Here is a 26,928-nt window from a genome sequence, read left to right on the forward strand (position 1 = left end):
CAACAAAGGGGCTTTTGCCCCTTCTCTAGTTATCCGTCGCGGTCTCACATAAATAGCATGCTAAAGTCACGCCCATACCGGCCTCATACTCTTGGTGATGACGGTCTCCTTTGAATTCAAAAGGTCCTTCAAAGCGAGGATACACTGTCATATCAGGCTTTAGGCTATTACTAAAGCCTTTCATATTTTGATGTAGAGATTGACACATTTTATTACCCATATCATAAGCAAGTCGCCAATCATCAAACTGGCCACAATCTAGTCGTGGTGTAATACGACCAGGAATACTCTGCTTAGGACTGGTACAAACGTTACTTCCTTCACTATGTAAATATTTAAAGGTTCCAGCAGTTAATGTCATTTTACCTAGCAGAATCGTTTGCCGCTTTGGACATTTCGCCCCATCAGCAACTTCGAGCTGCGCTATCATTTCTGGGCTATGGGCTTGTACAAAGCTCGCAATCAAAGTTGCTCCCAACACTATTACTCGTCTCATAACTGTCTCCTTATTGGTTATGACACCGTTACTCGATTGCGAATGTACTCACGCTGAGACTCCAATAACGGCGATAGCAAAATCCTGCCTCAAGCGAATATTGATTGCAGCAAAAGTTACGGGGCAATTGGGTAAATTCGGGTAAAAATATAAGCAGACCTTTGATATTTAAGTTTTTATTTACCACAGCTTGATATCAAAACTTACCTAACCCAACGCGTCCGTTTAATATCAAAGGTTTTACCCAAGTTGACCCTAACTGGCCCTACAACCTCCTATTCAATCGCTGAAAAAGTTTCCAACATCACAAGGCAAGTTAACAATGCATGAGGCATGTTGACTCTGCACAACGATGAAGGAATAGAAAAATGAAACAGAGAAATTTCACCCCCAAATTAGTCAGCCTAGTTACCAGCACGTTGTTACTGGGTAGTATTTCGCTACAAGCCGCAGAAGAATATGGAGAAATGGCCCCCTCTCAAGTAAGCCCAGAAGCGTGGCAAGCCATTTCAAACTGGTCTCAAGACCGTGTTTCCTTGCTTGAATATATCTCCGACAACGACGAAGAATATGAATTAGACCGCTATGTCGATAGCTTGATCCGCGACTATCGAGATGGAGAGATGCTAAGCCAAGCAAAAGCTTTAGATCAAAACGTATTATCAGCATGGGAAAATGCTTTTACCGAACAAACGCCTGAAGATAACTTTTTCTTTACTCGATATCTTATTCAATTTAAACCGACGGTATTCGAAAAATGGACACAACAGCAAAAAGTGCCAACGCTCAGCCAACATTTAGAGCGAAATGCATCGCAGCTTTACAGCACTTGGCACATGGAGTACGCAGCTCCTAAACGTAAAGGGCTCTCGGTACTTGAATACGATAGGACGCTACCGTCAGATATTCTTGCCGAATTAAAAGAATTGCTGACTAAAAAACCCATCTTCGGGCCTAAGTCACAATGCTCATGTCAGATGGTGACCCCTTCAACCAGCACAGGCCAAGTAGTCACTAACTACCCATCAACCCAAACGCCTTGGAGCACATCCACCAGCGATGGTAGTGGTTTTTCTAAGCACCATGCTTATGTCAATACCTCAGCCTACGGCGCCTTTCACTCAGCTAAGGGGAAACGTTGGTCAAAAAATAAAGCGCTCAGTTTCGATAACACCTCAGCCCATAACTCGACAGAGTTCCACGTCAAAATGTTGTGTGCAGACACCGGGGGATTTGCATGTAATCAAAGCAATGCCTGTTCGGGCAATTTAGAAGTCAGAGGCACTTATTCAGCTCGCTACCATGTAACTGGGCAAGCTAAAAAAATCTGGTCAAAAGGTACCAACTCACACGCAACCGACGGCGCAAAATTTGCGGTCGATTTGCCAGGAGCTGCACCTGAAGTCATCTTGTTTAATAAAGCCGGTGGCGCAGCCATGGGATATAACACCACATGGAATTTAAACTCCACCATTGGAGTCGTTAAAGCCGCACTTGGCATTACTTCTGCAATCGTCAATGGCAACCCTGGCAGCTTGCTTGATGGTCAATTGGCCGATGCGCTCATCACCAACTTGGCAGGCATGATCACGCGTTCGGGTAATCAAGCCAGTGTTACCACCACAATGCGCGCGCGCTTTGATTCGTCCGACGTCAGCCCTTTCTTGTTGCAACCCAATGAGGTGTATCACTTTACCCTTGATTCAAAAGGTCGGGTGCAAGCCAGAGGCTACGGTGGTTATTCGGACAGTCATTACGAATATGGTAGCTCAGGCGCGGTGATGTATGCGGCAAATCACTTTACCTGCGGCAGCAATGTCAATGCCCCAGCACCAACAGGGTTATGGTTCTATTCGTCACAATCCGGTCCAGATAGCGACGCATCATTACGTAGTGACGTTGAAAACTGGCTCTCTGTGCAGCTCAACAAACCCGTTAATGCAGGCCAACGCCAAGGCATCATTCACTAGGTTTTGCTAAGGGTGGCCATGCGCTGCCCTACTCCAATAAGGAAAGATTATGAATAAGTTCATCGCCACTACGCTTACCTGCTGGGTTTTGTCTTTAAGCGTTAACGCCTCAGCAGAGTCAGGGCACTACGATACATCAACCCTACCGCTATTATTTCACGCAGGACAACAAGGTTATCAAGCCCTTTCACCTTGGTATTCTTTTCAGTATCAGAACCAACGGATCACCTTACAAACATGCGCAGAAGATGCCTGCAAACAAACGCTGCAATTTCCCCAATTAGAGCAAACTGCACCATTCAATAGCGAGACGTATGAGCCCAGCTATCAAGGTGAAGCTGGAAACATGAAAAAGTTAGAGAGTTACTCTCAACTCCAGCTCGGTTATCTAAAAGAAAACAGACTCTATGCCAGCGGCAATCAACGGCGCTTACTGTTCACGTTACAACTCGCGTCGGGTAAAGCTGAGTTACCCTTTGTATTTAATGATAACTATGACGAATCTCTGGCAAAAGATAAGTCATCCCTTACTCGAAGTTTCTCCTCCTGCGCCAAAGCCTGTAATACCACTTGGCAAGCATTTAGCGTGGATAAATCTGGTCAATATAGTCCGGCTATTTTTGTTCGAGATGAAACCGGAAATTGGCTTATTCAAAGTACTCGCGACGCAATTCGCATTGAACTTACCACCTTAATCGGACAATATCAGCCACCGGCGCTGCGTCATCACCACAATGACACCACACAGTCTAGCTATTCGTTGAATGACGATAGTTTAATTGTTACTCGCCAAGCTGATAGCGTATCTCGTCACATACTTAACCAAACTCAGGTTGTGGGTCTAAGTGATAAGCATTGGTTGCTGCTTCAAAATACCGACCTCACCCTCACGGATAACAACTCAAATATACAAGCCAAGCGTCCAATCGCGCAACTTGAGCTATCACGCTTACTGGCAAGCTATCTTGATAATGATCGCTTATATTTATTAGGGTTATCACCAAGAGACGCTGTGATTAAACCATCGCAGCAAACGATTATGACGCAGTATCCAAAGCTTCATGAAGACGCCCTCGTTGCCACCTCTCTACTGGAACTAGATTTAGGACTACAGGTTATTTCGGCCACAACGGTATTTATTCCTGACACCGAGTTTGCTGATATTCGCATTACTCGCAAGGCGTGGGGAATATTGGTTAGCTCCGGCGAAGTTTCGGCACGTTCAACAACACATACATATGAAAGCAACCAATCGGCATCGGCAATGTCTGGCTGCCCGATGATAGCCAGTGGCTATGGTTATGGCTTGCTATGCTGGAAGGCATTAAATAACCCAACACTCGCCTATACTCCCAATGCCGCAAGCACAATGATCCCAACGACGGTGGTTGACAACACAACGCCAAATCTAATGAATCAATTAGAAAACAATCAATATGGGATTATTTTTAAAAATGGGGCAACGCCAACCGATCCGGGTGGAGTGTGGACTCATCCAGATAATGTTGCCACCAGTAAGGAAGATTTAGGATTGGCTGTGGCCATGTACCATTATCGCTGGGGATCACCTGTCGCGGCAAATATCGTCTACCCATCAGGAAGCCCCGCACATCCTGTGATGTTTAGAAAGGCGGAGTATCAAGCGGCGAATAGCAGTAATTTGCCACATAATGTTTGTAATCATTTTGCTGCCAGCTCAGGTTACCCTGAGTATCAGGCGGCTGATGCTTGTATGACACAGCCAGGTTTTGGCCTATTTAGCCTCGAAGATCTTACCTTCGACCGTTGGCAAGGAGGGAATTATTATCCGAACCAAACAGTCAGTGGGCAGGATAATTCTTGGTTTCCTTGGTATACCAACTTTGTTGGCGATCCACCGGTAACAGAAATCTTTGAGCAGGCCTCGAGTGCTGAAATGCTTGCACGATTGCAATATAACCTAGCGCAGTTTGGTAAAATCAACCAAGACACCTATGTTAACGGCACACGCTTTAGCCAAGACACAGTCACCGGCTTCTACCGCTGCAGCCACCAATAACCAGCAGAAGCAAGATATTCGTATTCGAAACTCGCAAATTGTTAACAATGCATTAAACTTCATTCAACTGTTCAAAAAGGAATGAAGTCATGCGCATCATCATCGCCATTGCGACGCTCAATTTAATTGCTTGTAGCAGCACGTTTGCAGTCCAACAAGCGAATACCAAAGTATTAGGCGCTTACTCAATGTTCGCGCCTTCCACTACAGAAGCCCCAAATATCTACGCGCGCGTCGTTGTTGACGGCGTGCTCAGCGACGCCAACCAATGCCCAAGCTTGCTCTTTGGTAAAAAATCCATGCCGATGCAGTTGCGAGCAATGCGTCCAGACCAAACACATTTTCCAGTCTCTGTATGCGAAGCGAAAATCTCCCCAAACACGGCTTATACCGTCAGTGATAGTCAATTCTCGTTAGCGCCCGTGACATTCGATCCGAATAAAATTGCGGTTTTTGGCGACACTGGCTGTAAGTCATCAGTTTGCGAAAACAACACTGCTGCCGAGCCGTTTAAAACCCTCGCAGAGCAAGGGGCAAAGCAACAACCACAATTGTTGCTCCATATGGGGGATTTCAACTATCGAGGTACCGGAGGTGCGATTTCCGGTGATACCTATGCTTATGACGCTGGCGATGGTGGATATGGTGGTACTAGCTGCGGTCTCAACGATACCTACTACAGTCAAAACGCGATAAATAGCCCAAGACCAGATACATGGAGCAACTGGCAAGCCGACTTTTTTGCCGCAACAACCGATCTTTCAGCAACCGCACCATGGATTTTTGCACGAGGCAATCATGAACTTTGTAGCCGCGCAGGAATTGGCTGGTTTTACTTTTTTGGCCCGGGAGCCAGTCTTCCTGATGCCATTGACCAACAGCAATGTCCATCTCAAGGGGATTATAATCAACCGCCACAATCTGCAAGTGCCCATATCATTGTGCAAAACTCCTATACCATCAACTTAAAACCGCTCAGTGTTTGGGTAATGGATAGCGCCAATGCCTGTGATGCCAGTGCAGACAATGGCCTAACAAAAGTCTACCAACAGCAATATCAACGACTCAATGTCAGAAGCGAACTACTCAAAGCCAAACCCATGTGGATTATGAGCCACAGACCTATTTGGGGCGTTGAAGACCCGGCAACCAAAGACACACTAAACGTGATGTTGCAAACCGCGCTGAAGAACACCAGACAAGGTAAGTTGCCTGCTCACGTAACTTTATCACTCGCTGGACATATGCATATTTATCAGTCTTCAACCTTTGCTGCCAGTACCGCGCGTCCTGCGCAAATCGTTGTCGGCAATAGCGGCGTCAGCCTCAGTGATACCAATGCCTTTAGCGAATTTGATTATGCACTTGATAGCCAAAACGCAATCGTTAACGAACAAGGTAAGTTCGGCTTTTTATCCATTAAGCTTGGCAAAGATGGCGCGTGGCAAGGAGAGTTTTTGGATGAAAGTGGTGCCGCTTTTCTAACCTGCAGCAGCGAAACTACAGATAAACAAGCGGTATGTCGGGCGAAGTAAGCGCGACTCTTACATCCTAATCACTGGCAACTTGAGTTGCTCGCCTTGTATCATCGTGTTTTTGATACCAGGCGAGTAACACCACGGTAGCAGCAGCGACCACTGCAACCCCAAATCCAAGATCCACGGTAAAGTGTTCAACGACCCACCCGGTCAACGCAGCCCCACCTGCAATCCCTACACCGAGTCCGGTAATTAGCCAAGTTAAGGCTTCAGTGAGTAAGTGTTTTGGTACGCTTTGCTCAACCAGACCCATGGCAATGATCATCGTTGGAGCAAACGCGAGTCCCGAAATAAACATCACTACCGCCAAGCCATAAACGTGGTTAACACTGAGTAATAGCACGCTCGCGATCAATGTGAACATCGCAAAACGTACAAGCAGTACTGGCATAGACAGACGCCACTTAACGGCTCCAAATCCAAACCCAGCGATACAAGAACCAAGCGCGTACATCGACAATACTAAGCTGGCCGCAATTGGCATACCTTGCTGCTGAGCAAAAGCGATACTTAATACATCGATTGCACCAACAATTACACCGAGTGCCAATAACACTAAACTAAGCAACTTAACCGTGGAATTAGCCAGTGCGGAAGTTCGGGTCTGATTTTCACTTTGTTCTATTTTTGGTTCGGTGTCCTTTTGCGACACTAACCAGATACTGCCTATCACAAACAAAATAACCGCTAGCAACGGACCGGCTTGAGGAAAGAGCAAGCTGCTCAGTGCAATCGCAAGTGGAGGTCCTATCACAAAGGTAATTTCATCCAGTACCGACTCAAAAGAATATGCCGTATTAAGTAAGCCTTGATCTGATTGTATCGCGCTCCACCTGGCCCGAACTAAAGCCGGAACACTTGGCATAATGCCCGCACACATGGCTAAAACATAAAGGCTCCAAAGTGGCGCTTGCAAGTGACTCAGTAGCAACAATGCCAGCGCAGATACAGCACTGAACAAGGTCGCAGGGATCACAACCTTGCGTTGCCCTACCCTATCAATCAGTCGCGACAACTGCGGCGCAGCAAATGCCATGGTGAAGGTAAATAGCGCAGCAATGGAACCTGCAACCCAATATGAGTCATAGAGTTGCGAAAGCATGGTGATTAACCCAATCGCCATCATAGAGAGCGGCATACGAGCAATAAAACCAGCACAGCTAAAATGCTTAGTTCCTTTTATCTTAAAAATTTCGGAGTAAGGATTATTCACTGATCTCTCCTTGAGATTATTTTCACATACAGTGTGTATGTTAAAATAATTGACATACACACTGTATGTCAATTATAAATTGCGTAGTTCTTAATAAGGATCGCAAAATGACAACAAGAAGCAGCATGATGGAGAAAACCCGCAGCGAGCTATTGGCCCAAGCCAGAGTGCTTTTTGCAAGTAAAGGATTTGCAGGGACGGCGTTAGAAGAGCTGACAGCGGACGTAGGACTCACTCGAGGAGCGCTGTATCATCACTTTGGCAACAAAAAAGGGTTGTTTTACGCGGTCGTACAGCAACTAGATAGTGAAATGGATATCCGGCTCCGTGATATTGAACGTAGTGAAACCTCACCTCAGCAAGCGCTTTTGAAACGTGCAGAAACTTACTTGGATATGGCTACGGAGCCCGAGATACAGCGTATCATATTACGTGATGCGCAGTCGGTATTAGAGCCTGAACAACTCGAAAAGGCAGCGTCAGGGTGTGTGGCATCAATCACACAGTTACTAAGTGTAATCGCACCGCAACAGAGTTCTCAAGCGCATAAAACTAGCGCTCAATTTATCAATGGTGGATTAACGAGTCTCGCACTTTGGATTGCAAATCATCAAGTACCCGATCAAGCCGTAGATGATGCAAAACGTACCGCATACGAATTATTAAACCGTATTATGTTAGCTTAGGTTTTACTTAATCAGTAACAACGCGCCGAATCATTCGAACTGTTCTAGCGTATGCATAAGACTAAACGGATGCTGTAAAAACTCGGCTTGGTAGGTTTTATTGCGAACACTTTCTGGTAGCTGGTTAAACTCCAGCTCCGTTTCAACATAATCGAAATAAACGCTGGAGCTTACCGTGTTTAACGTATTCACGAACCTTAAGACTTCTGACTGCTTTTGCACCGCTAAATTCGCGGCAACAAGTCTGGCGAATTCGCCATATTCTTCGGCTTCACATTCCCTTTTTTGGTGAATATAAAAATAAGATAAAACGATACCTCGCTGCTGCGAGGTAATATTAAGACTGCGCAATTGCTCTTCTGTAATAGCACGCTCACTTTCGCATGCCGCTTTTCTATCACCCAGTTGTGTTACTCTATTTAACAGCTCACTAAGCAGCGTCTTTTGAACTGGTTCAAGTTGTTCGACTGGATACTCAATAGTCGGCGTAAGATCTACTGACATTGTTTCAGCGTTAGTTTGCGGCGCGAACGCAAACAATATCAAAACTAATAGCAGGGATTTCACAAATATTCCTTTTATCACTCGTGTCCGTGAACTTGCTCCAAGCTTTGAAACAAATTAAAGTTATCTCGAAGAAAATCCGCTTTTAGCGCGGCCGTTTTAACGGTCTCAGGTAAAGCGTTAAACTCAGCCTCAAACTCAATAAAATTTGCGTAACGCCCAGAAGATAGCACGTTCATTGCTTTCACCAGCTTAAGCTCCCTCGGGCTCTTATGCATCACATAATTTATAGCGACTGTCCTTGTAAAAGCGCCAAACTCCGCAGATTCACACTGATTTTTGTTCAAACCATCAACATAAAAAAGCACAGTGGTGTAGTACTCTACATCCATTTTGAGTGAGTCCAATTGCGACCTTTTCAACACAGTCGCAACGTTGGCACATTCTATCCGTTTGTTGTGTAATCGGTTATAGTCCTTAATTAATTCAGCCATAGCGTGCTGCTCAAGGCCATGTAGTGCTAGGTCATGCAGTAAAGTGGTAAGTTCATTAGGTGGCAGCGGTAGCTGGTTAAGCACATTTTGATAGTCCGGTGTGGCGGACGCTGTACTCATATTTACTATAAAGCCAACGACCAAAAAAGCAGGGGATAAATTCATTGCAAAATTCCTTTTTGACTGTATTGCCTCCAAGCGTACAGTTCTTGCAATAAATAGACAATGAACAAAAGCGTGGCTCACTAGCCACGCTTAGTTAGTTTATAGTCTGCTAAAAATCATAGCTAAAACTTAAGCTGTAATTTCTCGGCGCACCATAGCGATACTGATCAAAGAAGCCTATTTGGCTGTAGTACTTTTCATCGAAGAGGTTTTCTACGTTGAGCTGTAGCGCCATATTGTCTGCCAGAGCGTAGTTTGCCATCAAGCTAACCAGTGCATAAGCATCTTGCTCTAGCCTATCGTTGCCCGTTACTGAATAAGTGTCATCCTGCCAGTTCACGCCACCGCCAATCGTCAACTCAGGTAAAGCATTCACAAATTGGTAAGTCGTATACAACTTAAATTGCTTTCTTGGATTATCCGTATTCACTTCAACGCCGTTGGCATCTTCTGCTTTGTATTGTGAATAACCCAAATGCACATCAAAACCGTCAGTTAACTGACCCACCACTTCAAATTCGAAGCCTTTACTGGTTGTGCCTTCAGCAGCATATTGCGCGACTGTATTTACCGAACCAGGAACTATGTATCCAACATCATCTTGAGCTAGGTTATCTTGTTCGATTTGGAAAATCGCCAATGTTGTTTGCAGCGTGTCGTCTAGATAGGTACTTTTTAGCCCCACTTCGTATGATTTTCCTTTGATTGGCTCAAGGAAATCACCATTACGGTCTTGGGCATTTTGCGGCTGGAATATTTCAGTGTAACTTGCATACACTCGCTGCGTTGTCGACAAGTCGTACAAGGCACCAGCGTAAGGTATAAATACGCCATTGTCGCCAAAATCAGTGATGACGCCATAGCTTTCGCCTTCGCGCTGCCAGCTCGACAACCGACCACCCGCTATTACTTTAAGTTCATCGCTAAGATTTAGCCTTGTTGCGGCGTAGAACCCTTTTTGCTCGGTATCCATATCTTGAGCAACTGAGGTTTCTGTGCCCCACGTCGGCTCAGGAAAATTACCATCCCACTCGTAAAAATTGCCAACTGGCAAAAAGGCATTATCGAGCGTAGCGAAAGTGAGTGTATCGGCGCTTTGCTCACTGTAAAGCGCGCCAGTTACGAAATCATGCTCACGACCGGCGAGTTGATAAAAACCTTTAAGCTGGATATCAAAGCTGTCTTGGTTACTTTCACCTGTACTTTTATAGGGCCAAGACGCTAAGCCCTCACCTGTTGTTTTATCCAATGTGCCAAATAAATACAGCAGCTCTGTATCTTGCTCGTATTTCAGCTTGTTGTAATTGGCGACCAGTTCCCAACCATTTGCAAAGTTGTGGCTAAAGTTCACAAAAGCATTGGTGCCAGTAGTTTGCCACTCAGTCCAATTTGCAGCTGTGGTTTTTTCGACTTCCCAGTCTGTCTTACTTCCATCGGTAAAGAAAGTAGGTAATGCCCCCCAAGTTGGACTGGTAGGGTCGTTACGCTGATAGCTTGCACCAACGCGGATCGTCGAATGCGTGCTTAAATCCGCTTCTAGTACCCCATAAAGCACGGTACTTTCGTCAGAGAAGAGATCTAGATACGAGTCACCTTCTTCATACTTCGCGACCACTCGTCCACGCACACTGCCATCGTTAGTTAATCCATTGGCAACGTCCACCATCACTTCTTTATTGTTCCAGCTTCCCAAAGAGACACTGGCAAAACCTGTGAGGTCGGTGCTATTTGCATGTTTGCGTACTAGGTTAATAGAAGCTGAAGGATCGCCCGCGCCGGTTAATAACCCCGTCGCACCACGCACAAACTCCACGCGCTCATATATCGCAACATCCGCGATGGTTTCACCTGAATCACCTGCCAAACTCCATGACAAAGGAACGCCGTCAATTTGATAATTGGTAATGTCAAAGCCACGTGACTGCAACGTATTACGAACATTATCAACTTCTTTCGCTGACACCCCAATCGCATTTAACACAGTATCGGTTAATGTATCGAGTTTTTGCTCTTTGATCCGTGCTGCGGTAATAACACTAACAGATTGCGGCGTCTCAAGAAGTGATAACCCTAAGCCAGTTGCGGTGTCTATCACTTCATTGACGGTGTATTTTCCCGTCACAACTATTTTTTCAATTTCTTCTTTATCTTGCTGTGCTGCTTGCACCTGTAATGCTGACGTGCCGAGCGCTGCCATAACAGCAAATGAGAGCGTTTTGAGAGGCAGAGTGTTCACTGGGTTCATCCTAATATTGTAAAAATCGAAACGATAATAATGCAGATGATAACCATTAGCAATAACATTAAAGTAAATTACAACCAGTTTCGAACCCGATTTAAGGAACGTTCCCAAAATAAGTAACTAACTAATTTAAAACAACTTTCCTATAAAAGAAACAAGAAAGATAAACCGCTAAACGAATAAAACATGCCATTTAACGCACATCCAAATGAATATAATTGCCATTTACACTTTTAAAAAGATATACTTTATTTACATTTTTGCGCAAATACTCCCTCAGCTTTAATTTGTCGCCGTCATTCAAAGAACTAGGAACACACAATGGCAAAGAAAATAAGCAACAAGTTTTGGTTTCAGTTGCATGGTTGGTTTTCACTGCCAATATGGCTACTGTTTTGCTTTATTTGTATCACAGGTACCATTTCCGTTTTCAGCCATGAACTTACATGGCTTACCAACCCTGATTCTCGGGCATATAACCCCAGTCAGGTAAGTGAGATGTCAGCGGGCTCAGTGTTACGCACGTTTAAAGATGAGTACCCAAGTGCAGATGTCATGGGGCTCAATGTGAGAGAGCCCTATTTGACCTATGTGGTGATGTTTACCGACGTCGACAAGCCCTATGCGCTTGCATACGTAAACCAGTACACAGGGGCTGTTCAGGAAATAAATGACGGCAATACGTTTATTAACTTTATGCGTTCATTACATGGCTGGCTGCTATTTCCATGGCAAAACGGCTACAGTGTTGGTTACTATTTAGTGGCGTTTATGTCACTGATCCTACTGGGCGCGTTGATCACAGGCCTGGTGGTATACAAAAAGTTTTGGTTGGCGTTTTTTCAGTTTAAGCTGCGTAAATCACAAGGAGGTCGTACCCTTGCCGCTGACATCCATAAACTCAGTGGAGTATGGTCGCTTTGGTTTATGACCGTAATGAGCCTCACCGGACTGTGGTATTTAACGCAAGCGGTGCTGTGGCATGCTGGTGTTGAACTAGAACATCATGAAACATTAAATGCTGCGGATATACCCAACTCAACAATAAACGCGAATGCAGTGGAAACCAGTGTTGACCTAGCGCTCGGTGAAATCCAACAGCAGTACACTGACTTTCGCCCAAGTTACATCATGCTACCTGAGCATAACCGCGATACGCTCAAAATCAGTGGCGCAAACGACTACATACTCTATGACGATTACAGCATAAATATCGCCTACAACACTTGGAATGATACTGTCGTTCATCATGCAAACCCTGATTCAATGACAGGCTTACAAACGGTTATGCACATCACAGATCCACTGCATTACGGCACCATAGGAGGGATCTGGACCAAAGTCATCTGGTTTATTTTTGGCTGTATTTTATCCGGGATGTCGGTCACTGGATTTATCATGTATCAGCTTCGGACCAAACGCGCGCGTAGCCAAGAACGGAGCAATGCAAAACAACTAAAAGCACAGCAAGGGTAAATCGCCATGAATGCAGTCAAACGCTTTATACAACACAATAAATATTGGTTAAATGCCCTATTGCTGGTGTTGCCAGCTTGGTTTTATTATCAATCATTACATCCAGAGTTTCCCGCTCCATTGGCGGAGCAAACACTTGGAGAGTACAGCATTACACCAATGCCTTTTGACGACAAGCCACCATACATCCACGATAACTTATACGTCAAAGACTTCTTACTACTGTTCAATAAAGGTGACGTTGAATCTGTGCGCCAAGGCTATCTCAATATCGGCCCCAACGCGATGCCACTTGCACAGCTTATGAAGCATGAGCTCGGGATCCTTCACGGCACAAAACACGGTCAACACGTACATGCTTTAGCAAAGAAAACATTATCAAAAGACGACAAGGTTTGGCTGACGATTGAAACTTGGCAAGGCGAAGTCATCGTCATGAATTGGCCACTGCCAGAGTATTTAATCAAAGAAAGCGCATAGAAAAGGGGCATCTCGCCCCTACTCGAATTAAATTGCACTTAAGACTCAATAGAAATCAGGATATTATACCAGTTGTATTAAGTAAATGATCTATCTTGAAGCGGGGAAATAGCTTTAGTAGCACCGCTCTCGCGTCCTGCTACCGCTAAGGTACCTATATCCATATAGGCAAGGCAAAAGTTATGCTATTTAGTTGTTCTAAATGAGAAATTTTTAACGAAGCTAATATGCTATTTCACCCTTCAAATTGATTAGAGAATTAATTCAATTGGTATTAGTACCCCACCGCAGCGCTATCTGCACGCCTTGGATCTGAGGAGCCAAATAGACCTTTATCGGTAAGCATGATTGACTGGGTTGAGCCCATCGCATTCTGCTCTGAAAGTGTGTGTCCTTTGTTTTCAAGTAGATGTCGAGTATCCACATTTAAGCTACGTTCAATACGAATTTCATCTGGTAACCATTGGTGGTGAATACGCGGAGCCACGGTTGCTTCAGCGATGTTCAAGCCATGATCAATAACATTCATAATGATTTGTAGCGTGGTGGTGATAATACGCGAGCCACCAGGACTACCCGTTACCAAAAAGGGTTTACCCTCTTTCATTACAATCGTAGGTGTCATTGAGCTCAGCGGGCGCTTTTTTCCTTCAACGGCGTTAGCTTCTCCACCAACCAAGCCAAAACCGTTTGGTGTGCCGGGCTTTGCCGAGAAATCATCCATTTCGTTGTTAAGTAGAATGCCTGTGCCAGCCGCGACAATACCTGAGCCATAGCTAAAGTTGAGCGTATAAGTGTTACTCACTGCATTGCCCCACTTATCTACCACAGAATAATGCGTGGTTTGGTTACTCTCATAAGGTAATAATTTACCGGGCTTAATCTCACGACTTGGCGTCGCTTTGTCTGCGTTTATTTGTTTACTGCGCTGCTTTGCATATTGCTTATCCACCAATGCTTTAACAGGTACGTCGTAGAAATCAGGGTCGCCCAAATATTCACTGCGGTCAGCATACGCACGCTTCATGACCTCAGCCATTATATGGACGGTAGCAGCGCTATTATGCCCAAGCTCACCAATAGGGTATTGCTCCAGCATGTTTAGCATCTCTATGATATGCACACCACCAGATGAAGGAGGTGGCATAGAAACGATGTCGTAGCCGCGATATGTACCTTTTACTGGTTCACGTTCTACCGCTTTATAGCCTTTTAAGTCATCCAGCGACATAATGCCACCAGCTGCTTCTACCGCAGCAACAATTTTCTTTGCTGTCTCGCCCTGATAAAAGCCCGCGCTGCCTTTTTCAGCGATCAGCGCTAAAGAGTGGGCAAGATCTGCTTGCACCAGCCATTCATTTGGCTTATAGCTGCTACCATCTTTTTTATAAAACACGGCCTTAGATGCCGGCACATCGAGCATTCGTTCTTTAATATAATTATGAGAAAGCGAGTTAGCTAAGTCAGAGGTCACTTTAATGCCATCACGCGCCAATTTGATTGCAGGCTGGATAACCTGACTAAGTGTCATGGTGCCGTATTTCTCGAGTGCTAACTCCATCCCCATAACCGTTCCGGGAACGCCCACGGCAAGGCCGTGCTGAAGGCTTAGCTTTGGGTTTACCTCGCCGTTTTCATCAATAAAGATGTCTTTGTGCGCACGGCTCGGCGCCATTTCGCGATAATCAATCGCAATGGTTTTATTCTCTTTTGCCAGATGCACTAGCATAAAGCCACCACCGCCGATATTTCCGGCCCTTGGCAAAGTCACGGCCAGACTAAAACCTACTGCGACAGCCGCATCAACGGCATTACCACCTTGCTTTAAAATCTCTACACCAACCTGACTAGCAAGTGCCTCTTGGCTAGATACCATGCCGTGTTCAGCCCATATTGGCTGTGCCGTGGCTTTAGAACTAAATATTGGTGACTCGTCAGCTTGCGCCGTGTTACCAAACGCAACACCCGTACATAAGGAAACAGAGCAAGTCCACACCAAGGCTGTTAATTTACGCATCTTCATCCCGTTTTTTAATTATTCTCATGTTGCAGTGTTGCATGATTAAAAAGACCAAACAATATCGATGCGTTGGGCGACTGACAGTGCAAATTTACGTTACACCATAGTTACTGCACTCAAGGCTAAAAAGCAGCTTGTCATCGAGCATTGAAGTTACACAGGGTTGAAATAAGGCAATTGAGAAAAACACAAATTTAACCTTTAAAAAGCATATTTGACAAATAATTTACGTTAGGTACAGTCAATAATGTAGTTTGTTTTTTGTACGACAATTCAAGCTTTCACAATAAGGAAAATAAGATGAAATTAACACTAACAAAAAGAAAGATAAAACAACTGAACCATACTGCAGGCTTGGAAAAAGCCCAAACACCAAACATCGCGGGAGGTTATTTAACCGCGGTTTGTGACAGAGAAATAACCGAGTTATGCAACACGAAAGCATTTGGTTCTTGCTATAACTGTGGCTCTCTTCGCTGTTAATACGCTTTCTTACCACCCAAAGGGAATGAAAAATGAAAATTAAACTGAATAAAAAGCCGCTTAAAAACTTAAACAATGCTCAAGCTATTGCACCACAAGCAACCCCCCAAATTGGTGGTGGTGTAAACCGTTTGACTGATTTGGACTGTGTACCGACTAACCGCCACGATTGTCGTACAGGTGCTATCTCTTGTTACGGTGATCACGACTGTGCTTTCACAAATAGACAGTATATGTGCGATTAATTCTTTTTAGGCCCGTACTTGGGCCTATTTTGGAGTCTCGACCTGCTTAAAACACTAATCCTAGCTCACGCAACTCGCGCTCAGCTTGAGCCGCATTAAAGAACTGAATGCCATGTAACCCAACCTGCTTTGCACCTTCGACGTTCGCTAAGACATCATCAAGAAAAACACAGTCACCTGCCGCCAGTTGGTAGCGCTCCAGTAAATGAGTAAAAATAGCTTTGCCGGGCTTCATGCAGCCAAGCTCAGCAGAAATAATTTCTCCGTCAAAGTGTTGCCAGAAAGTATGACGCGCTTTTAGGTGGCTCACAATCTCGTGCACATTATCGGTTAGGGCATAAGCACTATATCCAGCCGCCTTTAGGCGCTGCATCAGTGCAAGCGTGCCATAAAGTGGGATCAGTGATTCTTTGATATAAAAGAACAGTTCGTCAGCTTGCTCAGAGGTTAAGTGACAGGTTTGCATAAAAGCGTGCTTGGTGTCTGCTTCAGTCAGTTCGCCTCGATTAATCGCAAACCAAATCTCACTGTGGAACAGCTGCTTAGCTAGACTCTCAACGTCGCATTGGTTGCCAAAGGTAAGCCGAACTATCTCCTCCGGTGACCACCTCACAAATACGTTACCGACGTCAAAAATTACGTGTTTAATATTGCCAATTGCCATCCTTGAACCTCTTTAGTTAGTTTGAATATGAGCGTTTATTATGCATATCTTTATCACTTACGCACGGCTAATTCGGTAGACTCCGATGAAATAAACTCAATTCTGCATTTGTTGTAAATACTCGCTAAAAAAGGCCAGAAATGCTTTGACTTGGCGAGGTTGAAACTGCCTAGATGGATAAATCGCTTGCAGCGCGACTTTGTCTGAGTCCGTTGGACTAAATCCCAATGTTTGAGTTGGCAACAACTCCACCAATCGCCCCGCTTTAATATCTTTGTGAACATCCAGCCATGACTTGATGGTGATCCCAAGTCCTTGAATAGCCCAGTTTCGTAGGACTTCGCCATCTGAACTCACTAAACAAGTAGGCACGGTTTCAATGATGGTTGCTTGCGTGTCTTTATCGAGAAAATACCAATCGTTTAGCGCCTGTCCCGCTCTTTCCAGTACTAAACAGCGATGTTGCTGTAATGCTTGATAGCAATTTGGTGTACCATACTGTTCGAGATAGTTTGGGGCGACCACCAGCACTCTGCGGTTGTTTAACAGAGGCCGAGATATCAAGCTGCTATCATTTAAATTACCATAACGAATGGCGATATCAGTGCCAGACTCAACTAATTTGACTAAGCCCTCCCCTAAGCTCAAGTTAACCACCACCTGTGGATGCTGCGTGGCAAACTCCGCAACGGCGGGAACCACGTACTGACGGCCAAAGTCTGAGCTTGCTGCAATTTTGAGTGTGCCTCTCAAATCGGGATCGGCATCTTGCAGTAGTGCCTCCGCCGCCGCAACCTCCTCAATAACTCGCACACAGCCCTGATAAAACCGCTCTCCCGCTTCGGTCAGTTTGATACTTCTGGTGTTTCGAGTAAGTAAACGGGTTTTATAGTGCGCTTCAAGTGCATTGATCCGTGCGGTCATGCTCGCTGGAGAAAGCCCTAATACTCGCCCTGCCGCAGCCAGGCCATCAGAGCGCACCACTTGAACAAAAAGCGCCATATCGTCTGCTTTGCTTTTCATTATTCACCTTTTACGAAAAGTAATTTTATATAAAAGCCAATTATCAAATATTAATAAACAAATAGACTGTTCTCAACACATAAATCGCTAACACCAATGGAGGTAACACACCATGCAGTTAGATCACTTTTTGTTTAGAGCACATGACATGGCAAAAATGGCGACCTTTTTTGAGCAAGTGCTTAGGCTTAAAGAAGGCTTACGTCCACCTTTTCCATTTCCAGGAAAGTGGTTTTATGGCGACCAACAGCAACCTTTCATTCATCTGGTTGAACAATCACCACATACCCAAGCACAGGCTGAATACCTTGGTTCTGCGCAAACCGCAAGCATGAGTACTAGCAACATAGATCATATTGCATTTCGTGGTGACGATTACCCCGGGTTAATCGCCCGACTAGAGCATTTTGGCGTTCGTTACGTGGAACGAGATGTCCCTATTAGCAATGAGCATCAGGTTTTTATCTTTGCACCTGAATCTCTAAAAATTGAAGTGCTGTTCCCACGCCACATCAACTCACTTGTCCAATAATTAGGAGAATACTATGTCTGATCCATTGTTATTTACGCAGAAAAAACTCGGTAATTTAATCTTACCAAACCGCATTTTGATGGCACCAATGACCCGCTCTCGAACAACACAACCGGGAGATATTCCAAACCAGTTGATGGCAAGGTACTACGCCCAACGCGCTTCGGCAGGGCTTATCATTAGTGAAGCCACACAAATCTCTTGTCAGGGTAAAGGATATTCATTTACTCCCGGAATTTATACTGCTTCGCAGGTTGCTGGATGGAAAGAAATCACCTATGCAGTCCAGCAAAAAGGTGGCCGTATTTTCTGTCAGCTTTGGCATGTCGGTCGTATGTCTCACTCCACTTTTCATGAAGATGGCCAACCCGTCGCCCCCTCAGCATTGGCGCCCGACGCACAAGTGTGGGTGGTCAATGAAAAAGGAGTCGGTGAAATGGTCGATTGCCCAACACCACGTGCACTGGCAACCCAAGAAATACAGAGCATAGTCGAAGATTATGTCCATGCGGCTGAGAATGCCATGATGGCGGGGTTTAATGGCGTCGAGATCCACGCAGGTAATGGCTACTTAATTGACCAGTTTTTACGCCGCAGCTCTAATCAACGTCATGATCAATATGGTGGCTCGAAGGAAAACCGAATTCGCTTTGCGGTTGAAGTTATCACCGCGATTAGCCAAGCAATTGGACCTGAAAAAGTAGGGATCCGATTAGCGCCTTTTATTACCCAACGTGGCATGCAAGACGAACAAGCCATTGATACTATCTTGCTCGCCGCGGAGCACTTTAACCGCTTAGGCATTGCCTATGTGCACTTAGCAGAAGCGGACTGGGATGATGCGCCGGTCGTGACGGAGAGCTTTAGGCAAGCACTAAGAAGAAAATTTCACGGCGCCATTATTGTGGCGGGCAATTACGAACCAGAGCAAGCCGAAGCCCTTATTGAGCAAGGTCTAGTTGACTTTGTGGCTTTTGGTCGCAAGTTTATCTCCAACCCAGACCTCGTATACCGTCTAACTCATCAATTGCCTTTGAGTCCAATCAACCCTGATGCGCCTTTGTTTGGTGGTAGCGAGCAAGGCTACACCGACCATGCAGATTTCCAACAATTAAGAGCAAAAGGTGCAATATGAAGCCATTATTACTGCATTTATCCCTAGCCTCTATGGCATTACTCGGTGCAACCGATGCAATTTCAGCATCTGAGTTTACACTAGAAAGCCCAGATCTTGTTGCCGAAAAATCTATTCGACCATTTCAATACTGGGATCAATTTGGCTGCGAGGGAAACAGCACACGGCCAACCTTAGTTTGGTCAAATGCACCTAAACAAACCAAGAGCTTTGCGGTGACGTTTTACGATCAAGACGCGCCAACCGGCAGCGGATTTTGGCACTGGCAAGTGTATAACTTGCCCAAAGACACGACTCGGCTTGCAGAAACTTTACCAAGCCAAGCCATTGAAGGTAATACGGATTTAGGAAAGCCTGGGTACTTTGGCCCGTGCCCGCCTATTGGCCGCAAACATAAATACACCTTTACCGTGCATGCACTAGATGTAGATACACTCCCCGTGCCAGCTGGTGCAACGGCACCACTTACTGGGTTTTTTATCCACCAGCATAGCTTAGCGCAGGCAACACTTTCTGTGTATGCCGGCCCAAGAGCCGCAGGAGAATAACCATGCGTACCACGTTGACCACAAGTATTCGAGCGCTACTAACAGCAACTGCCCTGCTTGCAGGCACAGCCCACGGCGCTGAAATAGAGTCTGGCCATTACTGGCCTGATGATGCTCAATTGGTGATCTCTATCTCCATGCAGTTTGAAGCAACCGCGCAAGACCCAAGCGATCCTGGGCCATTTCCTCAGCAAGAAGCGGGCTACCCCGACACCGTCGCTCCTACTTGGTATCAGTATGGCATGAATGAAGGGATCCCACGATTGCTTAAGCTTTGGGATAAGCACAACATCAAAGTGACGTCCCACATGGTAGGAAAAGCTGCAGAGCTTAATCCTAAGCTTGCCAAAATGGTGGCAGAAAAAGGGCATGAAATTTCAGGTCATGGACAAAACTGGACACCACAATACTCGATGACACCCGAAGAAGAACGTGCATCTTATATTCACAGTGCAGATGTGCTTGAAAAGATCACCGGGCAAAGGCCAAAAGGCTTTAACGCATTTTGGATGCGCCATTCACAGCAAACTCTAACTATTTTGCAGTCCCTTGGTTTTGTCTATCATATTGATGACTTATCTCGGGATGAGCCTTCGTTAACACCGGTCAATGGCAAGCCTTTCGTTGTTGTCCCCTACACCTTTAGAAACAACGATATCGTGCGCTATGGCGGCAGCTCCGCAATGACAGCAAAAGCCTATTTGCAAGAGTTAAAGGACGAGTTTGATGTGCTTTATGAAGAAGGAAAATCCCAGCGCCGCATGATGTCTATTAGTGCACACGACAGACTCGCAGGCAGCCCTGCACGCGTAAAAGCACTTGACGACTTTATTCACTACGCTAAATCGCACCCAAAGGTTAAGTTTATGCGCAAAATAGACATAGCGAAATGGACCCTAAAACAGCAAGACGTACCAACCAACCCAGAACGCGTGTTTTAACAAATAATAACGCTGCAATTCATAGGCTCTATTGATGAGCCTATTTTCTTCTGCGCACTTGCAAATACAATCGAGCTTCCCAAAACCACAATTTTTATTTTCGAAACCGCAAAAAGCACTCCTTCCATGCAAACAGACAAAACAAAAAATCTAATAATTTCAGTAAATTAAATTTTGGCATGCGACTTGTTATCTACTGAGTAATAACAACCTTCATTCCACCAGAGATATCAACATGGATATACAAGTCGAACATAAAAAGCGCAACAAGGTTAACTGGATGTGGGCTGTTGGCGGAACCATTTTCGCCATCGTTATTATATGGCTGCTAATACAGCCCTCAGCGCAGGCATCTTTGCCTATGACAAAAACATGGATTGCGGAGGTCCAGCAAGGAGATTTAGAAGTCAGTGTATCTGGATATGGTCAGCTTAAATCGAAAACGCCGCGTTTGATAAGTGCCGCGAGCGATGCCACGGTTGAAGAAATTGTGTTGCGCCCAGGTGCACAAGTTAACCCCGACAGCATCATCATGAGATTACAAGATGCAAATTTGGCCCAATCTTTAAAAGATGCCAAACGCAGTTTGGCGCAATCGCAAGACCAATATCTACAGCTCGATATCAATCAACAACGAGAACTGCTGTCTCATCAGGCGGATTTAGAAATTCTGAGATCTGAGTTAGAAAGTGCCGAGCTGGAGGTTAGCGCTCAAGGAGAATTGGTTGAAGATGGGGTTGTTTCTAAACTCGACTACCAACGCGCGGTACTTACCCATCGCCAGCTGAAACGTCGCATTAATATAGAGCAACAGCGAATAGCGCAATTACAGACCTTACACAAAGCCAACCTGCAGCTTGCGCAGTCAAATATTGATGCCAGTAATGAAGCATTTTTATTGGTGCAAGATAGGGTGAATAAGCTCACTGTACGGGCTGGGATCAAAGGAGTATTGCAGCAACTTCATGTGGAACTTGGACAAAGTGTCTCTCTTGGCACTCAATTGGTGTTAGTTGGCAGCACCACTGATTTATATGCGCAATTACAGATCCCACAAGCCTATGCCCAGCAAATAAAGCTGGCTCAGCATGTGAGCATCAATACCCGTAACGACTTAATTGAAGGCCAAGTGTCGCGCATTAATCCAATGGTACAAAATGGCAATATTGAAGTTGAGGTGACACTGCCTAAAAGTCTGCCCGCGAGTGCTCGCCCCGAGCTAAATATTGAGGGAAAAGTCTCTATCGACAAATTGAGTTCCGCACTGTTCATCGACAAACCCATCGGTGCAAAACCTTATAGTCAAGCAACCTTATATCTTGTTGATAAAGAAAAACAACAAGCCCATGCAATTCAAGTACACTATGGCGCAGAAACGTCACAGCACATTCAACTGCTCAGTGGCGCTTCGACAAATCAGCAGTTTATTTTGTCGGATATGGCATCTTATGCCGACACACCCTTAGTGACTTTGAGCAAATAACAAACCAAAGGAAGAACAATGAATAATAAACACGTTATTGAACTTAAAAACATCACTAAAAAGTTTGTCCTCGGCGGAATGGAAACACTGGCACTACGTGGCGTAAACCTCAATGTGACTCAGGGCGAATATCTGTCAATTTCAGGCCCATCGGGCTGCGGCAAATCAACACTTCTAAATATTCTTGGTTTATTAGACAGCCAAAGCACCGGCACCTACACAATTGCGGGTAACGATGTCAGTAACCTTGACGTCAACCAAAGAGCCACACTAAGAAATAAACATATTGGCTTTGTGTTTCAGTCATTTAATCTCATTGATGAATTGAACGTCTTTGACAATATCGCCTTACCTATCAAGTACAGTAGCACCGCACTTTCAAGCACTGCGTTAAAAGAAAGAGTAATGACTTGCTTGGAGTTAGTACAAATGACCCACAGAGCAGAACATAAGCCCAATCAACTGTCAGGCGGACAGCAGCAACGTATCGCCATCGCCCGTGCACTCGCCAATCAGCCAGATATTCTGCTTATTGACGAACCTACAGGAAACTTGGACTCAAAAAATGGCGATGCCGTAATGAACATGCTGAGCGACCTAAACGCCCAAGGCACAACCATGTGTATGGTTACCCACGACCCTAGGTATGCAGACATGGCAAAACGTAAACTGTTCTTGTTAGATGGGGTGATGGTGGATGAAATGAATTTGGAGATGGTGGGATGATAAAAGAGGAATTTAAGCTCGCACTGTCAAATCTGAGGAAGCTTCCGGGATTTAGTCTTACCGTACTTGTCACCCTAGCATTAACCTTAGCAGCGCTAACGGTAGTGATTAATATCAACCATAGATTGATCACGCAACCGCTCCCCTACCCTGATGCAGATAAGCTGTGGGTGACCGATCAAAGCGAAACCATTAATGGAGAAACCCAATATGGATTCCAACTGCTCTCCACCCAGTTTCAGCTATATCAAGATAAGCAATTTATCGACAAAATGACGATGATGCACTTGGTATCATCTCGTTTTATGGACATTAAGGATATGCCCACGGTAGACATAATTCGAGTGACTCCCGAATTCTTTGAGTTGTTAGGCACGCCACTGCATCTTGGTCGCGCGCTAAAGCAAGACGAAGGCGTCAGCGATGAACAAAAAGTTTTAGTCCTGAGTTATCATTCTTGGATAACGCACTTTAATGCCGATCCAGATATCGTTGGTAGCTACACCTCCATAGATCGTGAACGCTATCAAATTATCGGAGTAACGGGAGAAGCGTTTGAAGTGCCTGAGATCTTTGGTGGCTTTCCCGTTAGCGGCTTTAGTAGCTTTCCGGAGCCTGTCACCACCACCTCGCACTGGAATAACATCAGTAGCCAGTTTAACGGTATCGCTCGACTGAAAGCGGGTGTAAACATTGAGCAGATGAATCATGCGCTGGGCGAACAGATTAACACGCTTTACCAATCCCGTGAAAACGTAGCGCCTAACACGCGAATTGGCGCTCAGTTTACACCACTGCGCGACAAAATAGTTGCACGAAGTGATGGGCTCGCCATTACCTTGTTGTTCTCAGCTGCGGTTTTGGTGCTCATTGCCCTGACCAATGTTGTTAATTTATTTCTCTCAAGGGCTGCGCAAAAACAGCGCACCATGGCAATTCAAGCGGCACTGGGGGCAAAGCCTACTCACATTTTTGTCAGTATGTTTTGCGAAAGCGTCCTGTTAGTGGGGGCAGCTACTATACTCGGATTATTGCTTGCCGAGTGGTTGAATGTTTGGTTAGCAAACGACTTGAGCTATTTATTTAGTCGCATGCAGGGCTTAACTCTAGATTGGCCGACCATAGTGGTTGCTTGTGCACTGAGTCTGATAATGGCGCTACTCATCGCCTGGTTTACCAGCAAACAAGTAAACTATCATGCCCTAACAGATGCGCTACACAGCAGCGGTAAAGGCACTGGCGCGCAAATTTCCAAGCGTACTCGTCAAGTGTTGGTGGCATTACAAGTATGCTTTGCCAGTATTTTACTCTTTCTTGCAGCCAACAAATTAGTTCCCGCATACGCGCAAATGACCCATCCCACTGGGTTTGATACTGAGCATTTGTACTATGTCCGTATCGACGGCAGTGCCACAGGAATCGATAACTTTGAGCTTGGCAAGCAAATCAAACAGCTTTTAGCCAATCAAGCGAGCATCACATCGATATCGGCAAGTTATGCTTCGCCTTTGCAAATGGGATGGCAAAATTATTTGTATGACCAAAATATTGCGCTGATCGGTATCGTCAGTTTGTCCTTTTACGACGAAGACGGTTTCACTGCGCTTTCACTACCACTTGAGCAAGGAAGCCGGTTTACACCGATCATGGCCTCAGGCTCAGACAACAATGAAATAATTCTCTCGGCCTCACTCGCTAAGCGTTTGTACAAAGATGAAAATCCAATCGGTCAAACCCTCTATGCTGACAGAGAGGTGCCAAGAAAAGTGGTTGGGGTTGTGAGTGATATTTACGTACCTACGGGCAACCGAGGCTATACCTTAGAGCGCTATTACTTGCCTGTCACTGAAGGCAGCACATCTTTTATTATCAAGGGGAATTCTGCACTGTCAAAAGTCCAATTAACTCATGCTCTCAAGGTCATTCATCCGAGTCTAAACTTTGCTTTTTTTGAGCCTGTAGATGGCATGCTAACCCAGAGGTTAAGACAAACTTGGCTGCAAGCAATGTTGACTGTCGCTCTATTAGCCCTTACCTTAAGCCTAGCTGGCGCCGGGATCTACGGCGTGCTCAACTACAGCGTACAAATGCGTCGCTATGAGCTTGGCATTCACTTGTCGTTGGGCGCACATACACACAAACTGATAGCACAAGTGCTCAAGCAGAGTCTAACACCGGTAATGATTGGCCTTGGAGTGAGTGCATTAACCGTTGCAATCGGATATGGGATACTGACAAAGATAAGTACAACAGCTATTTCCGTGAGCTGGTTCGCTGTTATCGTGACAATCCCTATCATGCTGCTGATTGCGCTCATCGCAAGCTATTTACCTGTGCAAAGGGTGATAAGCCAAGATCCCATTAAAGCGCTAAGAGACGAATAAGTTAATAATAACAACAGGAATGCGTAGGCAAAGCGTGGCGTGTAAACGCTCTTTGCCTACAACACACTATGCAAGGTTCAATTTTAATCGTTGATGACAAGGCCGATATCCGCCTTAGCTTACAGTTTTTACTAAAAAACCACGGTTTTACCATTTTCCAAAGTAGTAGTCTTTATTGTGCCGCTAAGCAGCTCAATGCGCACGACATTGATATTGTACTGCTAGACATGAACTATGAGCTCGATACGACATCCGGCGATGAAGGTCTCGCTTTTTTGAGTCAGTATGCAAGCCAAAGTAGCGCAACCTTTATTGCGATGACCGCTTGGTCTAGCGTCGAACTCGCCGTCGAAGCCATGCAGCGCGGCGCCAAAGACTTTTTTGCCAAGCCTTGGGACAACCAAGCCGTAGTAATGATGGTGAAAAAGCATTTAGGGCTAAAGCAAATCGCTGCAAAACAACAACCTGCTCCCCTCCAACAAACTACAGCTAAAATAGTGCCAAATGCAGAACCAGCTGATGCATTACTCTGGTTAAGCCCTACGATGCAAGCGCTAAAAAGCCAACTTGATCGCATTGCCAAAACCAAAGCGAATATATTGCTTAGAGGAGAAAATGGTACGGGAAAATCACAGATTGCCAGCTACATCCACCAGCAAAGTAACATCACAGGCAACTTTGTGAGTACCAATATGGCGGCTATTCCAGAGTCACTGTTTGAAAGCGAAATGTTTGGCCATGTGAAAGGTGCGTTTACTGACGCTAAACAGGATAGACAAGGTCGTTTCTCAATGGCTGAGCAAGGGACTTTGTTTTTGGATGAGGTAGGTACACTCACAGAGCCTCAACAAGCGAAGCTACTACGAGTATTAGAAACAGGGGAATATGAAGCTGTTGGCTCGAGCAAAACGCAGCATGCAAGCTGTAGAATTATTAGCGCAACTAATGCAGATTTAGAGTCGCAACAACAAGCAAGTCAATTTCGTAGTGACCTGTATTTCAGACTAAATACAATGGAGTTTGAGATCCCACCACTGCGCTTGCGTCGTACAGAGATAATTCCGCTGGCCGACTTTTTTATTCAAAAGCACGCAACGACCTACGAACTAGACGTAAAACCCTTGTCTCATGCAGCACAAACAAGACTACAAAGTTACGCATTCCCGGGTAATATCCGTGAACTTAGCCATATAATGGAACGTGCGATTTTGCTGTGTGATGGCACTGAAATTGAAGAAAGCGCGCTTTCTTTAAAATCTGTGGTAACCACAGAGCAGAGTGAGCCCGAAATGATGACGCTAGATCAAGCCGAGCAAAAGTTGATTAAAATGGCGCTGTGCCAATGCCATGATAATGTGGAAGATGCTGCTGTTTTACTTGGGATCAGTAAAAGTGCCCTATATCGTCGCCTTGATAAGTTTGATATCAAAACACGATGAGCT

24 protein-coding genes are annotated in these 26,928 nt (G+C 45.2%); 16 read left to right on the forward strand and 8 right to left on the reverse strand.

Annotated elements, in window-relative coordinates; translation table 11 throughout:
• Positions 1–25 precede the first annotated feature (25 nt).
• Complete coding sequence (locus ABMY45_RS10970) at positions 26–496, reverse strand: hypothetical protein (RefSeq protein WP_174168483.1); 471 nt, start codon at positions 494–496, stop codon at positions 26–28.
• A gap of 368 nt (positions 497–864) precedes the next feature.
• Here ABMY45_RS10970 and ABMY45_RS10975 point away from each other — a divergent pair, with 368 nt between their 5' ends.
• The 3 genes from ABMY45_RS10975 to ABMY45_RS10985 all read left to right on the forward strand — a co-directional run bounded on the left by ABMY45_RS10975 (position 865) and on the right by ABMY45_RS10985 (position 6,039).
• Positions 865–2,466, forward strand: a complete 1,602-nt coding sequence (locus ABMY45_RS10975) for a hypothetical protein (protein ID WP_174168482.1) — start codon at positions 865–867, stop codon at positions 2,464–2,466.
• Between the two features lie 49 nt (positions 2,467–2,515).
• Positions 2,516–4,504: a hypothetical protein gene (locus ABMY45_RS10980; RefSeq protein ID WP_349288888.1), complete on the forward strand. Its 1,989-nt coding sequence runs from the start codon at positions 2,516–2,518 to the stop codon at positions 4,502–4,504.
• A gap of 89 nt (positions 4,505–4,593) precedes the next feature.
• Positions 4,594–6,039, forward strand: coding sequence for a metallophosphoesterase (locus tag ABMY45_RS10985; RefSeq protein ID WP_349288889.1), 1,446 nt, complete (start codon positions 4,594–4,596; stop codon positions 6,037–6,039).
• A gap of 16 nt (positions 6,040–6,055) precedes the next feature.
• Here ABMY45_RS10985 and ABMY45_RS10990 read toward each other — a convergent pair whose 3' ends face one another.
• On the reverse strand, positions 6,056–7,255 hold the full coding sequence (locus ABMY45_RS10990; RefSeq protein WP_174168479.1) for an MFS transporter: 1,200 nt from the start codon (positions 7,253–7,255) through the stop codon (positions 6,056–6,058).
• Positions 7,256–7,362: 107 nt separating this feature from the next.
• On the opposite strand from ABMY45_RS10990, the gene ABMY45_RS10995 reads away from it, so the two are divergent.
• Positions 7,363–7,941, forward strand: coding sequence for a TetR/AcrR family transcriptional regulator (locus ABMY45_RS10995; RefSeq protein WP_174168478.1), 579 nt, complete (start codon positions 7,363–7,365; stop codon positions 7,939–7,941).
• A gap of 30 nt (positions 7,942–7,971) precedes the next feature.
• On the opposite strand, the gene ABMY45_RS11000 is transcribed toward ABMY45_RS10995, so the two are convergent.
• From ABMY45_RS11000 to ABMY45_RS11010, 3 genes are all read right to left on the reverse strand, one after another.
• Positions 7,972–8,508: a hypothetical protein gene (locus ABMY45_RS11000; RefSeq protein ID WP_174168477.1), complete on the reverse strand. Its 537-nt coding sequence runs from the start codon at positions 8,506–8,508 to the stop codon at positions 7,972–7,974.
• A gap of 14 nt (positions 8,509–8,522) precedes the next feature.
• Positions 8,523–9,104: a hypothetical protein gene (locus tag ABMY45_RS11005; RefSeq protein ID WP_174168476.1), complete on the reverse strand. Its 582-nt coding sequence runs from the start codon at positions 9,102–9,104 to the stop codon at positions 8,523–8,525.
• Positions 9,105–9,213: 109 nt separating this feature from the next.
• Positions 9,214–11,340, reverse strand: a complete 2,127-nt coding sequence (locus ABMY45_RS11010) for a TonB-dependent siderophore receptor (protein WP_211868296.1) — start codon at positions 11,338–11,340, stop codon at positions 9,214–9,216.
• Positions 11,341–11,667: 327 nt separating this feature from the next.
• Between ABMY45_RS11010 and ABMY45_RS11015 the strand changes: the two genes are divergently transcribed.
• Both ABMY45_RS11015 and ABMY45_RS11020 read left to right on the forward strand, forming a co-directional pair.
• Positions 11,668–12,822: a PepSY-associated TM helix domain-containing protein gene (locus ABMY45_RS11015; RefSeq protein ID WP_174168475.1), complete on the forward strand. Its 1,155-nt coding sequence runs from the start codon at positions 11,668–11,670 to the stop codon at positions 12,820–12,822.
• 6 nt (positions 12,823–12,828) lie between these two features.
• A complete protein-coding gene (locus ABMY45_RS11020) occupies positions 12,829–13,302 on the forward strand; it encodes a hypothetical protein (protein WP_174168474.1) in 474 nt (157 codons plus the stop codon).
• Between the two features lie 274 nt (positions 13,303–13,576).
• Here ABMY45_RS11020 and ggt read toward each other — a convergent pair whose 3' ends face one another.
• The gene (gene ggt, locus ABMY45_RS11025) at positions 13,577–15,319 is read right to left on the reverse strand and encodes a gamma-glutamyltransferase (protein ID WP_349288890.1); all 1,743 of its coding nucleotides are present in this window, start codon (positions 15,317–15,319) and stop codon (positions 13,577–13,579) included.
• 303 nt (positions 15,320–15,622) lie between these two features.
• Here ggt and ABMY45_RS11030 point away from each other — a divergent pair, with 303 nt between their 5' ends.
• Together ABMY45_RS11030 and ABMY45_RS11035 are read left to right on the forward strand one after the other, a co-directional pair.
• Entirely contained in the window at positions 15,623–15,805 is a 183-nt protein-coding gene (locus tag ABMY45_RS11030; protein WP_174168472.1) for a hypothetical protein, read from the forward strand.
• A gap of 32 nt (positions 15,806–15,837) precedes the next feature.
• Positions 15,838–16,050, forward strand: a complete 213-nt coding sequence (locus tag ABMY45_RS11035) for a hypothetical protein (RefSeq protein WP_010604115.1) — start codon at positions 15,838–15,840, stop codon at positions 16,048–16,050.
• Between the two features lie 46 nt (positions 16,051–16,096).
• On the opposite strand, the gene ABMY45_RS11040 is transcribed toward ABMY45_RS11035, so the two are convergent.
• Both ABMY45_RS11040 and ABMY45_RS11045 read right to left on the reverse strand, forming a co-directional pair.
• Positions 16,097–16,714, reverse strand: coding sequence for an HAD family phosphatase (locus ABMY45_RS11040; RefSeq protein ID WP_206471248.1), 618 nt, complete (start codon positions 16,712–16,714; stop codon positions 16,097–16,099).
• A gap of 96 nt (positions 16,715–16,810) precedes the next feature.
• The gene (locus tag ABMY45_RS11045) at positions 16,811–17,737 is read right to left on the reverse strand and encodes a LysR family transcriptional regulator (protein ID WP_349288891.1); all 927 of its coding nucleotides are present in this window, start codon (positions 17,735–17,737) and stop codon (positions 16,811–16,813) included.
• A 112-nt stretch (positions 17,738–17,849) separates the two neighbouring features.
• Here ABMY45_RS11045 and ABMY45_RS11050 point away from each other — a divergent pair, with 112 nt between their 5' ends.
• From ABMY45_RS11050 to ABMY45_RS11085, 8 genes are all read left to right on the forward strand, one after another.
• Positions 17,850–18,269: a lactoylglutathione lyase gene (locus tag ABMY45_RS11050; protein ID WP_227387299.1), complete on the forward strand. Its 420-nt coding sequence runs from the start codon at positions 17,850–17,852 to the stop codon at positions 18,267–18,269.
• 13 nt (positions 18,270–18,282) lie between these two features.
• Positions 18,283–19,404, forward strand: coding sequence for an alkene reductase (locus ABMY45_RS11055; protein ID WP_349288892.1), 1,122 nt, complete (start codon positions 18,283–18,285; stop codon positions 19,402–19,404).
• Positions 19,401–19,952: a YbhB/YbcL family Raf kinase inhibitor-like protein gene (locus ABMY45_RS11060; RefSeq protein WP_211868282.1), complete on the forward strand. Its 552-nt coding sequence runs from the start codon at positions 19,401–19,403 to the stop codon at positions 19,950–19,952. The genes ABMY45_RS11055 and ABMY45_RS11060 overlap by 4 nt, the downstream gene beginning before the upstream one ends.
• Positions 19,953–19,954: 2 nt before the next feature.
• Positions 19,955–20,893 carry a polysaccharide deacetylase family protein gene (locus ABMY45_RS11065; RefSeq protein WP_102056382.1) on the forward strand — a complete coding sequence of 313 codons (939 nt, stop codon included), beginning with the start codon at positions 19,955–19,957 and terminating at the stop codon, positions 20,891–20,893.
• Between the two features lie 235 nt (positions 20,894–21,128).
• Entirely contained in the window at positions 21,129–22,376 is a 1,248-nt protein-coding gene (locus ABMY45_RS11070) for an HlyD family efflux transporter periplasmic adaptor subunit (protein WP_349288893.1), read from the forward strand.
• 18 nt (positions 22,377–22,394) lie between these two features.
• A complete protein-coding gene (locus ABMY45_RS11075; RefSeq protein ID WP_235368983.1) occupies positions 22,395–23,102 on the forward strand; it encodes an ABC transporter ATP-binding protein in 708 nt (235 codons plus the stop codon).
• Positions 23,099–25,486: an FtsX-like permease family protein gene (locus ABMY45_RS11080; RefSeq protein WP_349288894.1), complete on the forward strand. Its 2,388-nt coding sequence runs from the start codon at positions 23,099–23,101 to the stop codon at positions 25,484–25,486. The genes ABMY45_RS11075 and ABMY45_RS11080 overlap by 4 nt, the downstream gene beginning before the upstream one ends.
• A gap of 68 nt (positions 25,487–25,554) precedes the next feature.
• Positions 25,555–26,925 carry a sigma-54 dependent transcriptional regulator gene (locus ABMY45_RS11085; protein WP_349288895.1) on the forward strand — a complete coding sequence of 457 codons (1,371 nt, stop codon included), beginning with the start codon at positions 25,555–25,557 and terminating at the stop codon, positions 26,923–26,925.
• Positions 26,926–26,928 lie beyond the last annotated feature (3 nt).

Source organism: Pseudoalteromonas sp. XMcav11-Q, assembly GCF_040104525.1.
GTDB lineage: Bacteria > Pseudomonadota > Gammaproteobacteria > Enterobacterales > Alteromonadaceae > Pseudoalteromonas.